The organism is Venatoribacter cucullus (assembly GCF_016132445.1).
GTDB lineage: Bacteria > Pseudomonadota > Gammaproteobacteria > Pseudomonadales > Oceanobacteraceae > Venatoribacter > Venatoribacter cucullus.
In genome coordinates, this window is the sequence record NZ_CP046056.1 from 799647 (window position 1) to 812584 (window position 12938).

General features: G+C 56.3%; 12 protein-coding genes. 5 read left to right on the top strand and 7 right to left on the bottom strand.

The features are described from left to right. The first annotated feature begins 3 nt into the window (after nucleotides 1–3). From gloA to rfbB, 4 genes are read left to right on the top strand one after another with little or no spacing between them, the layout of a single operon-like run. On the top strand, nucleotides 4–408 hold the full coding sequence (gloA, locus tag GJQ55_RS03905) for a lactoylglutathione lyase (protein WP_228346208.1): 405 nt from the start codon (nucleotides 4–6) through the stop codon (nucleotides 406–408). Between the two features lie 3 nt (nucleotides 409–411). Further along, nucleotides 412–966, top strand: a complete 555-nt coding sequence (rfbC, locus tag GJQ55_RS03910; RefSeq protein WP_228346209.1) for a dTDP-4-dehydrorhamnose 3,5-epimerase — start codon at nucleotides 412–414, stop codon at nucleotides 964–966. Further along, nucleotides 966–1871, top strand: coding sequence for a dTDP-4-dehydrorhamnose reductase (gene rfbD, locus GJQ55_RS03915; protein ID WP_228346210.1), 906 nt, complete (start codon nucleotides 966–968; stop codon nucleotides 1869–1871). Before rfbC ends, rfbD begins: the two co-directional genes overlap by 1 nt. Continuing rightward, entirely contained in the window at nucleotides 1868–2923 is a 1056-nt protein-coding gene (gene rfbB, locus GJQ55_RS03920; RefSeq protein WP_228346211.1) for a dTDP-glucose 4,6-dehydratase, read from the top strand. The genes rfbD and rfbB overlap by 4 nt, the downstream gene beginning before the upstream one ends. A 414-nt stretch (nucleotides 2924–3337) precedes the next feature. Here rfbB and dapD read toward each other — a convergent pair whose 3' ends face one another. From dapD to GJQ55_RS03950, 6 genes are all read right to left on the bottom strand, one after another. Next, nucleotides 3338–4369, bottom strand: coding sequence for a 2,3,4,5-tetrahydropyridine-2,6-dicarboxylate N-succinyltransferase (dapD, locus tag GJQ55_RS03925; RefSeq protein WP_228346212.1), 1032 nt, complete (start codon nucleotides 4367–4369; stop codon nucleotides 3338–3340). A 60-nt stretch (nucleotides 4370–4429) separates the two neighbouring features. Next, on the bottom strand, nucleotides 4430–4774 hold the full coding sequence (locus tag GJQ55_RS03930; protein ID WP_228346213.1) for an ArsC family reductase: 345 nt from the start codon (nucleotides 4772–4774) through the stop codon (nucleotides 4430–4432). 89 nt (nucleotides 4775–4863) lie between these two features. Continuing rightward, entirely contained in the window at nucleotides 4864–6021 is a 1158-nt protein-coding gene (locus tag GJQ55_RS03935; RefSeq protein WP_228346214.1) for a DUF819 family protein, read from the bottom strand. Between the two features lie 5 nt (nucleotides 6022–6026). Continuing rightward, a complete protein-coding gene (locus GJQ55_RS03940) occupies nucleotides 6027–7304 on the bottom strand; it encodes a DSD1 family PLP-dependent enzyme (protein WP_228346215.1) in 1278 nt (425 codons plus the stop codon). Nucleotides 7305–7430: 126 nt separating this feature from the next. After that, nucleotides 7431–9728 (bottom strand): Fe(2+) transporter permease subunit FeoB, encoded by a 2298-nt coding sequence (gene feoB / locus GJQ55_RS03945; protein ID WP_228346216.1) that lies wholly within the window; start codon nucleotides 9726–9728, stop codon nucleotides 7431–7433. Beyond that, nucleotides 9725–9964, bottom strand: coding sequence for a FeoA family protein (locus GJQ55_RS03950; RefSeq protein WP_228346217.1), 240 nt, complete (start codon nucleotides 9962–9964; stop codon nucleotides 9725–9727). Before GJQ55_RS03950 ends, feoB begins: the two co-directional genes overlap by 4 nt. Before the next feature lie 303 nt (nucleotides 9965–10267). Here GJQ55_RS03950 and GJQ55_RS03955 point away from each other — a divergent pair, with 303 nt between their 5' ends. Continuing rightward, entirely contained in the window at nucleotides 10268–10735 is a 468-nt protein-coding gene (locus tag GJQ55_RS03955; RefSeq protein WP_228346218.1) for a hypothetical protein, read from the top strand. 67 nt (nucleotides 10736–10802) lie between these two features. Here GJQ55_RS03955 and GJQ55_RS03960 read toward each other — a convergent pair whose 3' ends face one another. After that, a complete protein-coding gene (locus tag GJQ55_RS03960; RefSeq protein ID WP_228346219.1) occupies nucleotides 10803–12740 on the bottom strand; it encodes a VacB/RNase II family 3'-5' exoribonuclease in 1938 nt (645 codons plus the stop codon). Nucleotides 12741–12938: the final 198 nt, after the last annotated feature.

Consider the following 12938-nt stretch of genomic DNA (forward strand, 5'->3'; position numbering starts at 1 on the left):
ACGATGAGACTGTTGCATACCATGCTGCGCGTAGGCGATTTAAAACGCTCGGTTGAGTTTTACACCCAGGTGATGGGCATGACCTTGCTGCGCCAGCACGACAACGAAGAATATAAATACAGCCTGGCCTTTGTGGGGTATCAGCCGGAAAGCGCAGGCGCGGTGATTGAACTCACCTACAACTGGGGCGTTACGGAATATGAGCTGGGCACCGCCTACGGCCATATTGCGCTGGAAGTGGATAACGCTGCGGAATCCTGTGAACGTATCCGCAATAACGGTGGCCGGGTAACCCGCGAAGCCGGCCCGGTAAAAGGCGGCAGTACCGTCATTGCGTTTGTAGAAGATCCGGATGGCTACAAAATTGAATTAATCGAGAAAAAATCCATCGCCAGCGGACAATTCTGAACCATGCAGATTACCCGCGCCGGCCGCTTCGCCGATGTGTACGTACTGACGCCGCCGGTGTACAGCGACGAGCGCGGGTTTTTTATGGAAAGCTTCCGCGCCAGCTGGCTGCATGATATCGCGCCCGGTGTGCAGTTTGTGCAGGATAACCACTCGTTTTCCCACGCGGGTGTGCTGCGCGGTTTGCATTATCAGCTGCAGCAGCCACAGGGCAAACTGGTGCGGGTAATGCGCGGCCGCATTCTGGATGTGGTGGTGGATATGCGCGCAGCATCACCCACCTTCGGGCAATGGGAGCGCGTCGAATTATCCGCCGCCAACCGCTGCCAGTTATGGATACCGCCGGGTTATGCCCACGGCTTTTACACACTGGAAGACGCCGATTGTTTATACCGCTGCAGCGATTATTACCACGCCGCCAGCGAGCGGGTATTGCGCTGGGATGATCCGCAGCTGGCTATTCAATGGCCGGCAGCACAGCCGCTGGTGTCGGCCAAAGATCAACAGGGCGTGGCCTTTGCTGAAGCCGATTATTTTACCGAACCCGGGCTGCTTTAATGCGCGTCTTAATGACCGGTGCCGGTGGTCAGTTAGGGCAGGCGTTACTGGCCTTACCGCCTCGCGCCGATACCGAATGGCTACTGTTCACCCGGGCGCAACTGGATATTACCGACCGGCAAACTGTGCAGCGTTTGGTGGCAAAATACCGCCCGGATGTGATCATTAATACCGCTGCTTATACCGGCGTGGATAAAGCCGAAACGGATAGCGAACAGGCCTTTACTGTGAATGCTAAGGGGCCGGAAATACTGGCACAGGTTTGTACTGAACATCAGGTCGCGCTAGTGCAGCTGTCCACCGATTTTGTTTTTTCCGGAACCGCGACTCAGCCCTATACCGAAGTGGATACAACCGACCCGCAGTCCGTCTACGGGCGCAGCAAACTGGCCGGTGAGCAGGCTGTTTTAACATCGCCCGGTGTGCAGGCGCTGGTGCTGCGCACCAGTTGGCTGTGTAGCCGTTACGGAGATAATTTTGTCAAAACCCTGCTGGCCAAAATGCAGCAGGGGCAGCACCTGCAGGTGGTTAATGATCAGATTGGTTCCTTTACTTTGGCCGATGATCTGGCTGGCTGGATCGTGGAATTATTACCGCTGCTGCGGCAGGGAAAATTGCCGCCGTTATTACACGCGGCCAACAGCGGTCAGTGCAGTTGGTACGACCTGGCGGTGGCTATACAGAAAACAGCCGTAGAACAAGGTGTATTACAGCAGCCGGTAGCCATTACCCCTGTAAGTACGGCCGCTTACAGCGCCGGTAAAACGCTTGCGCCACGGCCGGCGTATAGCGCGCTGGATAACCATTTATTAAGTCATTATCTGCCCCAGCCACCGCAATCCTGGCAGCAGGCGTTAGCGCGCTGCGTGGCCGGTTTACATACATCTTCGGATAAACATTCATGAGACGACTGCTGGTTACCGGCGCCGCCGGCTTTATTGGCGCCAATTTTATTGAATACTGGCAGCAGCAGTATCCGCAGGATTTTATTCTGGCGCTGGATGCGCTTACTTATGCGGGCAATATCCGTAATCTGGACCGCGCACGGCAGCAGCCTAATTTTGAATTTGTGCAGGGCAATATCGCCGATCAGGCGTTAATTGAACATTGCCTGCGCCATTACCAGCTGGATACGCTGGTGAATTTTGCTGCTGAATCGCACGTTGACCGCTCCATCAGCGATCCGGCGATTTTTTTGCACACCAATATTCTCGGTACTTTCAGTTTACTGCAGGCAGCGCGCACGGTCTGGCAGGAAGAACCGCGCGCCCGTGGTGAAGCGCCCGTTAAACATCGCTTTCATCATGTGTCCACCGATGAAGTGTTCGGCGACCTGGGTGAGCAGGGCGAGCCTTTTGTGGAAACCAGCCGCTACCAGCCGAGTAACCCGTATTCCGCCACCAAAGCCGCGTCCGACCATTTATTAATGGCCTGGGCACGCACCTACGGACTGCACGTCAGTTTATCGAATTGCTCGAATAATTTCGGAATTTACCAATACCCGGAAAAGCTGATGCCGCGGGTGATTACCAATATTCTGCACAACCGGCCGCTGCCGGTATTCGGCAGTGGTTTGCAGGTGCGCGACTGGCTGTATGTGCACGACCACGCAGCGGGCATTGACCGTATTCTGCAGGCCGGCCAGCCTGGTTGTTATTACAATATTGGCGGACGTAACGAACGCACGAATATTGAGGTGATTAAACTGCTGTGCGAATCAGTGGAAAATTTTTTGCAGGAAAACCCGGACTTGCAGGCGCGTTATCCGCAGGCGCAGCAGGCGCTGGCCGGTAACGCGGCGGCGCTTATTCAATACGTCGCTGACCGGCCCGGTCACGACCAGCGTTATGCGATTAATCCGGATAAAATTGAACGGGAATTAGGCTTCCGGCCGCAGCATGATTTCCGTGCGGCGTTACGGACAACGGTGGAGTGGTATTTGCAGTATTTTGCCTGAGTGCTGGCTGTTTCATAGTGATCAGGGCCGTCACTGCGTGACGGCTTTTTGCGGGCTACGCCCGCTGGTATTGCAAGGGGAGGTATCCCCTTGCGAACCCCTCTGGCCCGCGTCCCAGCTGTTTACTCGCTTCGCTCGCCCTTCGGGTCAGCCTGCGGCTGTTACTCCCGTTGGTCGTTTCCTCGTTTACCAAACCCAATTGAGCATACGCGGCCAAAGGGCATCCATGCCCCTGGCCACTCGTTTGGAGTCATCCAAACGATGCTATTGGCTTTGGTAAACTTCGGGCTGGCCCGAATGGGCCGGGAAACATCGGGGGCGCTGGGTTCGTTCGGCGTTAAGGGTTCAGCGAGCGTTGCGGTACATTACCATGCACGCTCAACGCTCAACCCAGAACGCCTGACGAACCGCGACTCAGTTATTCGCGTGCAGTTCGTTGTTCAGCTCAATGGCGGTTTTGTTGGTCACGCACTGCACCGCACCGCTGATGGAATCACGACGGAACAGCAGGTCGGTTTTACCAGCCAGATCACGGCCTTTCACCACTTCCACCACGTTTTTCTGGTCGTCCAGCAGCTGGATTTTGGTACCGGCGGTCACGTACAGGCCGGCTTCGACGGTGCAGCGGTCGCCCAGCGGAATACCGATACCGGCGTTGGCGCCGATCAGGCACTTCTCGCCCACGGAAATAATGATATTGCCGCCACCGGACAGGGTGCCCATGGTTGAGCAGCCGCCACCCAGATCGGAGCCGTCACCCACGACTACGCCGGCAGAAATACGGCCTTCAACCATGGAAACGCCCAGCGTGCCGGCGTTAAAGTTCACAAAACCTTCGTGCATGATGGTGGTGCCTTCACCAATGTAAGCACCCAGGCGCACGCGCGAGGTATCGGCAATGCGCACGCCTTTCGGTACTACGTAATCGGTCATGCGCGGGAATTTATCCACGCTGTTCACGCTCAGAATTTCGCCGTGCAGGCGGGCTTCCAGCTGCGCCGCCGGCAGATCGTTCAGATCCACCGCGCCTTTGTTGGTCCAGGCGACGTTCGGCAGCAGACCGAACATGCCGGCCAGGTTCAGGCTGTGCGGCTTGGCCAGACGGTGCGACAGCAGGTGCAGTTTCAGGTACACCTCGGGGGTGCTGGTGGATTGCGCATCGCTTTCCAGTACGGTTACCACCACCGGACGTTCGCTTTCGGTAAAGGTACGGGCCAGCGCGGCCAGTTCAGCATTGGTGCTTTCTGCGGCTGCTGCAAAGGCTTCCAGTTCGCCACCATCGGCTTCCAGGGCCACGTTGCCACCCTCATAACCCAGCGCGGTTTTTGCGGCTTCAATCAGTGCGGCGGCCGGGTTCAGCAGTGGCTGCGGGTAATACACTTCCAGCCAGTCACCGTTGCTGTTTTTGGTGCCAATACCAATGGCCAGGGCAAATGCTTGCGTCATAAGAAATCCTCGTAAAAATGGGGTAAGCGAAAATTCAGTTAAACCGTTCAGGTAAACCCGTTAGTTAAATAATGCGGCGTAGTCGGCGGCGCTGAAGCCCAGCACTTTACGGCTGCCGGTATCCAGCAGCGGACGTTTGATAATGGACGGGTTGTTCAGCATCAGGGTTTTGGCGCTGGCGGCATCAATGCCGGCTTTCACGTCATCGGGCAGGGCGCGCCAGGTGGTACCGCGCTTATTCAGCAGGTCTTCCCAGCTCAGCTCGGCCAGAAAGCTGTCCAGCAGCTCAGCGCTCAGGCCGTCTTTTTTGTAATCGTGAAAGGCGTACTCAATACCTGCTGCTTGCAGCCAGGCGCGGGCTTTTTTGATGGTGTCGCAGTTTTTGATGCCGTACAGGGTCACCATGGGCATGTCTCCTGTGCTGTCTGAACCGTAAAAATGACGCGCAAGGATACCAGAAGCTGCCGGCAGGGTCAGCCGCAGTGGCGGCTGGTTCAGATCAGAGCCCGGGTTGCCCAGGCCACGGCAATGCCCAGATAATTGCCCAGCACATAGCCAATAATGGCAGCGGCAAAGCCGGGCACGATAAGGGCGCGGTTTTTCAGGGCGCCGGCGATCACCGGAATAAAGGGCACCGACATAATGGCGGCCGAGGCGGTAATCAGGAAGGTGTCGGTATCAATCTTCAGCCAGCGGCACAGCAGCGCCTGCAACACCATGGCACCGATCAGAATGCAGCTGATGTAACCGAATAAGGGCATGTTCAGGCGGGTCAGGATGCCGGTATCGGTCATGCTGCCGGTGGTAAAACAAAACACCAGAATCAGGTACATCCCCAACGGGTAGCTGTTCGGCAGATTCCGCACCGCCGGCACAAAGGACGCCGCCACCCCCAACGTGGTAATGGCAATAATGGCGATGGCGGAGGCCATGCTGCCGGGCACCAGTTTGGCAATGCCAACCGCAGCACCGACGATCACACCGGCCAGCAACAGCGCCAGCAGGGTTTTCGGCAGCAAGGCCAGGCGCAGCAGCGGTTTGTAGGCATGGGCGGTTTCGTCGGCCAGATGACGGAACACCGAGTGATCCTGCTCCTGCTCCGGTGCTTGAAAGGCTGGCAGCAGGCGGCTGAAGATGGGTTTGGCGATGGTCATGACAAACAGCAGATACATGGCCGAGAGCAGAATGTCGTAGGTAATCATGGTGGTGAACAGCGTATCGTCAGCACCGATGGCGGTTTTGATGGCGGCCATATTGGGGCCCCCGCCGGTGTAAGCCCCCACTGACATACCGGCAATCTGCCAGATGTCATTCAGATGGGGAGCAAAGAGCACGGCCGCCACGGTGCTGACCAGCATCACCGCCAGCAGAGCCAGGCCTAAGCTTTTCAGGGTATTGCCAGCCAGACGCAAGGCTGCGCCAACATCCATGGAAAACACCAGCAGTGGTAAGGCCAGCGCCACACTGACTTCGGCTAACGTACTTTGCAGAGCGCGGATATCATCACCGGCCGGTAATACGCCGCTGGCCGCCAGCAGAATGCCGAGGGTGAACGACAACACCACTACTCCGGCTTTATCCAGCCAGGGCAGCCGCTGGCACAGCCAGATCAGCAGAGCGGGCAGGCATAAGCCACACAGAATGACCAACATGGCGATCAGTCCGGTTGCATCAGCGTGCTGGCGCAGGGCTGCGGCTGACGTGCCCGCTGCAGACGATATTGCGGAAAGGTATCGGGATAGCTGAACACCGGCCACCAGTCGCAGATGCGTCCTTGTTCCACCACCGCCAGCTGGCCGAATTGCAACAACAACGCTTCGCTTTGGGTGGGTTGGAAGAATACATAATCATCCTGCTGCAGGCGGGTATCGGCGGGCAACTGGTAAAATTCCTGATTGCTGGAGCGGCCCAACAGGCTGCTCAGCCTGGCCTCCGCCGGGTAGCAGGGCGACGCCAGCCAGTTGCCGCCGTATAAATAACAGCCCTGTTTCGGCAGCAGGCCGATGGCGCGTAATGCCCGCGACAGGCGCGGCGCTTCAGGAATTTCCGGCTGTTGCACACGTTTTAATACGGGTGCGGCAATGTAGGCAGCGGGCAGGTGGTGTTCCAGGGTTTCCACGTCAAAATCGGTGGGTTTAAGCAGCGCTGAACCGACCGAAATTTCACTGACAATGCCCAGACTGTCGGCATCGTACAGTGGGTAGGTGGTGCTGCCGCCGGTGTTCAGGCACAGGGTTTTCAGTACCGCTTCGCCCAGCACGTCGCGCACTTGCTGTACGCAGGCGGCATAGCGCTGGCGGGTGGCGTTGAAGGCCGCGGTTGGGCCACCCAGCAGGGCCGGGATTTTGCCGATATGAGCCTCATAGCCCATCAGGCCGGACAGGCTCAGCCAGGGTGAACGGCTGATTTTTTCCAGCGCGGCGATAAAGGCTTCACCCGGCTGAAAACCACCGCGGTGCAGCCCGACATCAATTTCCAGGCTGACGCGCATGCGTACATTCAGTTCCTGTGCCAGTTGTTCGTATTGCTGCAGGCGTTGCGGGCTGTCGATCAGCCATTGCAGCTGCAGCTCGGGGGCAAAACACATACTGCTGGTTTGCTGGCCATGCCAGGCATAAAAATGCCGGGCGGCGCATACCGGCATGGGCTTGCCGAGCAGAATATCGGCGGCCGGAATATGTTCGATCAGGTGCATCAGAAAGGGCAGGTGAAAGCACATCAGCCGGCTGGTGCCGGTGCGGCGCATAATGTATTGCAGCAGCGGCACCGAGGGCAGGGATTTGGCCACAATGCGGTAATCAAAACCGCGGTTCATCACATCAATTAAGTGGTCAATATTGTGGTCGAGCCGTTCCCGGTCAATAACCATAACAGGCGTGCACACGCCGGCATCGTGAAGGGCGCTGGTGAGCGTCCGGAAATACAGATCGGTCATGGTGTGTTCCGCGATGAGCATGGTGATTATTATTGTTGTTATTTATGTTTGGTACCTTTGTACCACAAGCATTTTCGGCCGGCCACAAAAAAGGCGGACAGTGTCCGCCTGATCGTGAGCAGGGCCTTACAGCTGCACTAAGGGGATGCGTTTGGCGTCCTGCTGCTGGCCGTAGCGGCGCATTGTCAGTAAACAGCCGCCGACAAAGGTGATGCTGCCGGTAATCCATAAGGAAGAGCTGAGAGGGTGCTGGCCAAAGCTGCCAACCTGATACACCACTACGGCGGTGGTATAGGCCAGCCCGGTGCTCCAGCCGGCGACAAACAGCATCCAGCGCAGCCCGGCTTCGCGCACCATAGCGCCCAGTGTGGCTACACAAGGGGTGTAGAGCAGCACAAACACCAGGTAAGAGAACGCCGCCAGCTGGCTGCCGAATAACTCACCCATGCGGGTAAAGGTACTGCTTTCCACACCTTGTTCTTCGGTCTGGTCGGCGCCAATCAGGCTCAGCCCCAGCGGGTCGAGCAGGGCATCAGCCAGCCCGGCCAGATTGTCCGGGATGGTTTGCAGCGCTTCGGTTAAGCCACCCAGCAGGGAATAGCCTTCATCACTGGCTTCCGCGTCCGGGCTGTACAGCGCATCCAGCGTACCCACCACCGCTTCTTTGGCAAAAATGCCGGTAATCACGCCGACGGTTGCGGGCCAGTTATCGTCCTGAACGCCCAGGGGGGACAGGGCCGGGGTTACCACGGCAGCCATTTTGGCCAGCACGGATTTATCGGTGTCTTCGTTGCCGAACGAGCCGTCGGTACCAAAAGAATTGAGGAAGCTCAGCACCACCACCACGGTGACGATGGTTTTACCGGCGCGCAGGCAGAACGATTTCAGTCGTTCCCAGGTTTTCAGCAGTACGCCTTTTACAGTCGGAATATGGTAGGCCGGCAGCTCCATTACGAAAGGCGTCAGCTCGGGTTTGAACAGGGTGTTTTTCAGTGCCATGCCGGTCAGCATGGCCATAACAATGCCCAACACATAGAGGCTGAAGACGATCAGCGCACCGTTGCTGGTAAAGAAGGCGGCGGCAAATAAGGCGTAGACCGACAGCCGCGCACCGCACGACATAAAAGGCGCCATGGCGATGGTTAATAAGCGGTCTTTTTCGGTATCCATGGTGCGCGCCGCCATCACCGCCGGCACGTTACAGCCGAATCCAACAATTAACGGCACAAAGGCTTTACCGGGTAAGCCCACGGCGCGCATCAGCCGGTCCATCACAAAGGCGGCACGGGCCATATAACCGGAATCTTCAATGACCGACAAAAACAAATACAGGCCACCGATTACCGGAATAAAGGTAGCGACCAGCTGAATACCGCCACCCAGGCCATCGGCTAATAAGGTGGTCAGCCAGCCGGGGCTGCCGACGGCGTTTAATAATTCGCGCGGGCCTTCGACAAATACCGTGGCAAAGGCGATATCGAAGAAATCAATAAAGGCGCCACTGACGTTAATGGCGAATAAGAACATCAGGTACATCACGCCGAAAAAGAACGGAATGCCCAGCCAGCGGTTTAATACCCAATCGTCAATGCGTTCGGTCAGGCTGCGGCCCCGGCGGCCGATGGTTAACACACTGGTTAAAATGCTGCGGATCGCCTGATAACGGCCATTGGCCAGCAACACATCCAGCGGTTGCTGCACCTCTTGTTCCAGCTGTTCGCGGTGCTGGCGGGCGCTGGTGAGAATATCGTTACGGCGGGCTTCTGGTAATACATCACCGGCATAACGGTCGTTTTCCAGAATACGGGTGGCCGACCAGAAGGGGTTGGGTACCAGCCCGTGCAGTTGTGTTTTCAGGTCGTCAATGGCCTGCTGCAAACCGGCATCCGGCCGCAGCAGCGGTGTGGCGACGGTGGGGTGTTCCAGGTTATGCGCCAGTACCCGGCATAACTCTTCAATACCCTGACCACTGGCGGCGACAATGGGTACCACCGGTACGCCCAGCTGTTGCGACAGCAGCACGGTATCAACATGAATGCCTTCGCGCTCGGCCACATCCAGCATATTCACCGCACAGACTAGCGGTACGCCCATATCCAGTAATTGTGAGGTGAGGAATAAATTACGTTCCAGATTACTGGCATCCAGAATATTAATAATCAGCTGTGCTTCGCCGCTTAAGGCAAATTCACGGGCGATTTTTTCATCGGTGGATAATTCATCATCGTGGCTGTCCAGTGCATAGGTGCCGGGTAAATCGACCAGGGTATGGGCGACATCGCGCAGGTTTAATACGCCCTCTTTACGGTCAACCGTTACGCCGGGCCAGTTGCCCACTTTCTGACGCGAGCCGGTTAACGCATTGAACAGGGTGGTTTTACCGCAATTCGGATTACCGATAACACCAATCACCGCGGGTTTCATGCCTGCACCTCCACCTGAATAATCGACGCTTCCTGTTTCCGCAGGCTGACCGACGCGCCGCGCAGCTGAATCTGCATCGGGTCGCCCAGCGGGGCGAAGCGGCTGACTTCGATCTCGGTGCCGGGCATCAGGCCCAGGGCGAGTAACTTACGGCGGAAGTTGGTGGCCGTGGTAGTGAAACCAACAATGCGGGCCTTACTGCCGGCCGTCAGCTGGTCGAGGGTGCGGAGAGTCATGCTGGACGCTGCTTTCTGGGATGAATGTCAGAGCGAATGTTAATCTTTATCATTTATAAGTACAAGCTCGTGTGCCGGGTCCGGAAGGGGTAGTGGCTGTCTGCAGACAGACTGTTGTTTATACAGGAATAATCAAAATCACATTGCCGCAGTGTGGGTCATTACATATTTCATTCATTGTTGTATATTAGCGCCCGGAAAAAACACCGATATCTATTATCCCGATATGGCGTTCGCCTTATTACATTACTTTGCGATAACCGGCGAAGCCATATTATTGATATTTACCCAAGAGGTTATACCGTGAGCGTTTTCGATCTCGATATTGATAAGCAAATTAAACAACACCAGCAGAAAATCCAGGAACTGGAAGCCCTGCGTATTACCCATGAAAAGAAACTGGAAGGCGTTAAAGAATTTGCCGAACAGATTCAGCGTCTGTGCAACCAGAACAACCTGACGGAAGAAGAACTGTACGTATCCCGTTCTGAGCAAATCGAGAACTGGATTGTCGGCATGGCTAAGCAGGATAATCCGTCTTCTATTTATCAGAACCTGCGTAAGCATTTTGCCCGCACCGCACCGCGTGGTCCGCGTGCGGCTAAAGAAGAAAAAACCTCCAGCCTGCCGAAACCGAAACTGGCGGTGGGCACTTACGAGCACCCGGTGTCACATCAGCGCGTAACCAAAGTAAAACGCAACCCGCGTGAACTGGATCAGTGGATCGAAGAGTTCGGTTTCGCCGTGGTGCGGACCTGGAAAAAAGACTGATATTGTCTTTTAATCCATAAAAAAAGGAGCCGGTTGGCTCCTTTTTTTATAGGTGTGAGTTATTGAATTAAACCAACGCAAACCGCGCAATACGCGCCTGCGGTTGTACTTCCAGCACTTTTACCCGCACCGGCTGGCCCAGCACAAAGCGGCCGGCATCGCTGTGGTGGCTGATGGTTTTGGTATCAAAAGTCCATTCTTTACCGGCTTTGCGGCGGTCGATGCTGCCTTCAATGCCGCAGTCTTCCAGCCGTACGGTGATACTGGCTGAATTCATGTGCACGATGCTGGCATCAAACAGCAGTTCGCTGTCTTGTTGCTGCAGCTGTTGTAACCACTGCAGCTTCAGCCAGGCTTCGGCCTGGTTGGCCGCCATACGGGCATTGGTCTGGGCGGCCTGAATGCTCAGCAGTAAATCACTGTCCGGCAGCGTCGGGGTTTGTTGCTGCAGCAATTCACGCACAATGCGGTGAATCAGCAGGTCGTTGTATTTGCGCAGCGGTGAACTGAAGGTGGTGTAGTAATCAAACCCCAGGCCTTTATGCGGCTTGGCTTCCAGCGATAAATTACTGCGTTCCTGCTGGCGGCTGATAATCATCCGCAGCGGTAATTCACTGGCGGCTTCACCGGCGCGCTGCAGCCAACCGACATAATCGGCCAGACTGTGCAATTCCGGCTTTTGCTCCAGCCCCAGCTGTTCTTTTAACAGTGCAGCCACTTCACCGTGGCGTTCGGTACGCACACCGCCGTGTTCAATAAAGAAACCGGTATTCTGCGCCGCCAGCCAACCGGCGACGCTGCGGTTACAGGCCAGCATGCATTCTTCCACCAGGCGGTGGGCGGCATTGCGCTCAATGCGGACAATGTCTTTGACCTTGCCGTTGTCATCGAACACCAGCTTGTAATCCGGGCGGTCTTCCATAATCAGGCAATGGGTTTTGCGCCAGTTGGCCAGTGCCTGCGCACAGTTATGCAGATGCAACAACGGGCCACGCAGTTCAGCACTGATATCGGCTTCTTCACCGTCAATAAATTGCGCTACCTGGTGGTAGCTGAGTTTGGCGTGACTGCGGATGCTGGCTTCATGCAGGTGTAATTGCTGCATGCCGCCGTCTTCGCCAATGCGTAATTCCGCCACCATGGCCGGGCGCAACTCCCCCGCCTGTAATGAACACAGTTGCTCGGATAACTCCGGCGGCAGCATCGGAATGACCAGGTCGGGCAAATACACTGAGGTGCCACGTTCAGCGGCGGCTTTATCCAGTTCCGAACCGGGGGCAATTAAAGCCGACGGATCGGCAATGCCTACCCATAAGGTCCAGCCTTCGCTGTGTGCTTCAGCAAATAAAGCATCGTCAATATCGCGGGTGCTGGCCGAATCAATGGTAACGAAGGGCAGGTGCGATAAATCGGTACGGCCGGCCAGCACACTGTCCAGTCCGTTTGCTGCCAACGCGCTGGCCTCGGCCAGGACGGCGGCGCTGAAGCTGTCCGGCAGCGCCCATTTGGCCAGAGTAAAGCGCTGTTCTATGCCAGCATCAGAGGGGTGGCCGATTACGGCATCAATATCCGCCTGGGCTTTGCCATGCGGAAACGGGTGCTGGCTGATATGGGCCTGCACCAGATCACCGGCGGCGGCGTTATTACGCCTGGCCGGCGGCACAAAAATCCAGCGGTTTAAGGTGGGGTGGTCGGCTTCAATAAAATGGCCTTTACCGCGCACCACATAAGTGCCAAAAAATTCCCGGATATCGCTGCTTAGCAGCTTTTCCACAATCGCCTGTTCTTTGCCTTCACCGGCGGGTTCCACCCGGAATTCCACCACATCGCCGGGCAGCACTTTTTCCATTTCTTCCGGAGTCAGGAAAAAAGACTGATTGTCATCGGTATTCACAAAACCAAAGCGGCCGTTACTGGCACGGACACGCCCGCTGAAGCGCGGAACACTGTCGTGAATTTCTTTTTTCAACGACTGAAGCTGAGCAAGGGCGTTTTTATCGAGCATCCGCAGAAACCATGGGCAAAAGGAAAGGTGCGGAAGTGTACTGGAAGGGCGGCGGCGGGGCTACCGCCAGCGTTCACTCTGTGTTGACTCACCGATGCGGACAGTGATGTATCGTATTGAGACAAGTGGTTGAAAACACTGGATTTCTATATTGGCTTGTCATACTTCTGTCGCACTTTGATGGTCCTATATGGATAA

What these genes read in the sequence shown, in the direction of transcription:
- gloA (WP_228346208.1), top strand. Translation starts at nt 4, where the DNA reads ATGAGACTGTTGCATACCATGCTGCGCGTAGGCGATTTAAAACGCTCG.
- rfbC (WP_228346209.1), top strand. Translation starts at nt 412, where the DNA reads ATGCAGATTACCCGCGCCGGCCGCTTCGCCGATGTGTACGTACTGACG.
- rfbD (WP_228346210.1), top strand. Translation starts at nt 966, where the DNA reads ATGCGCGTCTTAATGACCGGTGCCGGTGGTCAGTTAGGGCAGGCGTTA.
- rfbB (WP_228346211.1), top strand. Translation starts at nt 1,868, where the DNA reads ATGAGACGACTGCTGGTTACCGGCGCCGCCGGCTTTATTGGCGCCAAT.
- dapD (WP_228346212.1), bottom strand. Translation starts at nt 4,369, where the DNA reads ATGACGCAAGCATTTGCCCTGGCCATTGGTATTGGCACCAAAAACAGC.
- GJQ55_RS03930 (WP_228346213.1), bottom strand. Translation starts at nt 4,774, where the DNA reads ATGGTGACCCTGTACGGCATCAAAAACTGCGACACCATCAAAAAAGCC.
- GJQ55_RS03935 (WP_228346214.1), bottom strand. Translation starts at nt 6,021, where the DNA reads ATGTTGGTCATTCTGTGTGGCTTATGCCTGCCCGCTCTGCTGATCTGG.
- GJQ55_RS03940 (WP_228346215.1), bottom strand. Translation starts at nt 7,304, where the DNA reads ATGACCGATCTGTATTTCCGGACGCTCACCAGCGCCCTTCACGATGCC.
- feoB (WP_228346216.1), bottom strand. Translation starts at nt 9,728, where the DNA reads ATGAAACCCGCGGTGATTGGTGTTATCGGTAATCCGAATTGCGGTAAA.
- GJQ55_RS03950 (WP_228346217.1), bottom strand. Translation starts at nt 9,964, where the DNA reads ATGACTCTCCGCACCCTCGACCAGCTGACGGCCGGCAGTAAGGCCCGC.
- GJQ55_RS03960 (WP_228346219.1), bottom strand. Translation starts at nt 12,740, where the DNA reads ATGCTCGATAAAAACGCCCTTGCTCAGCTTCAGTCGTTGAAAAAAGAA.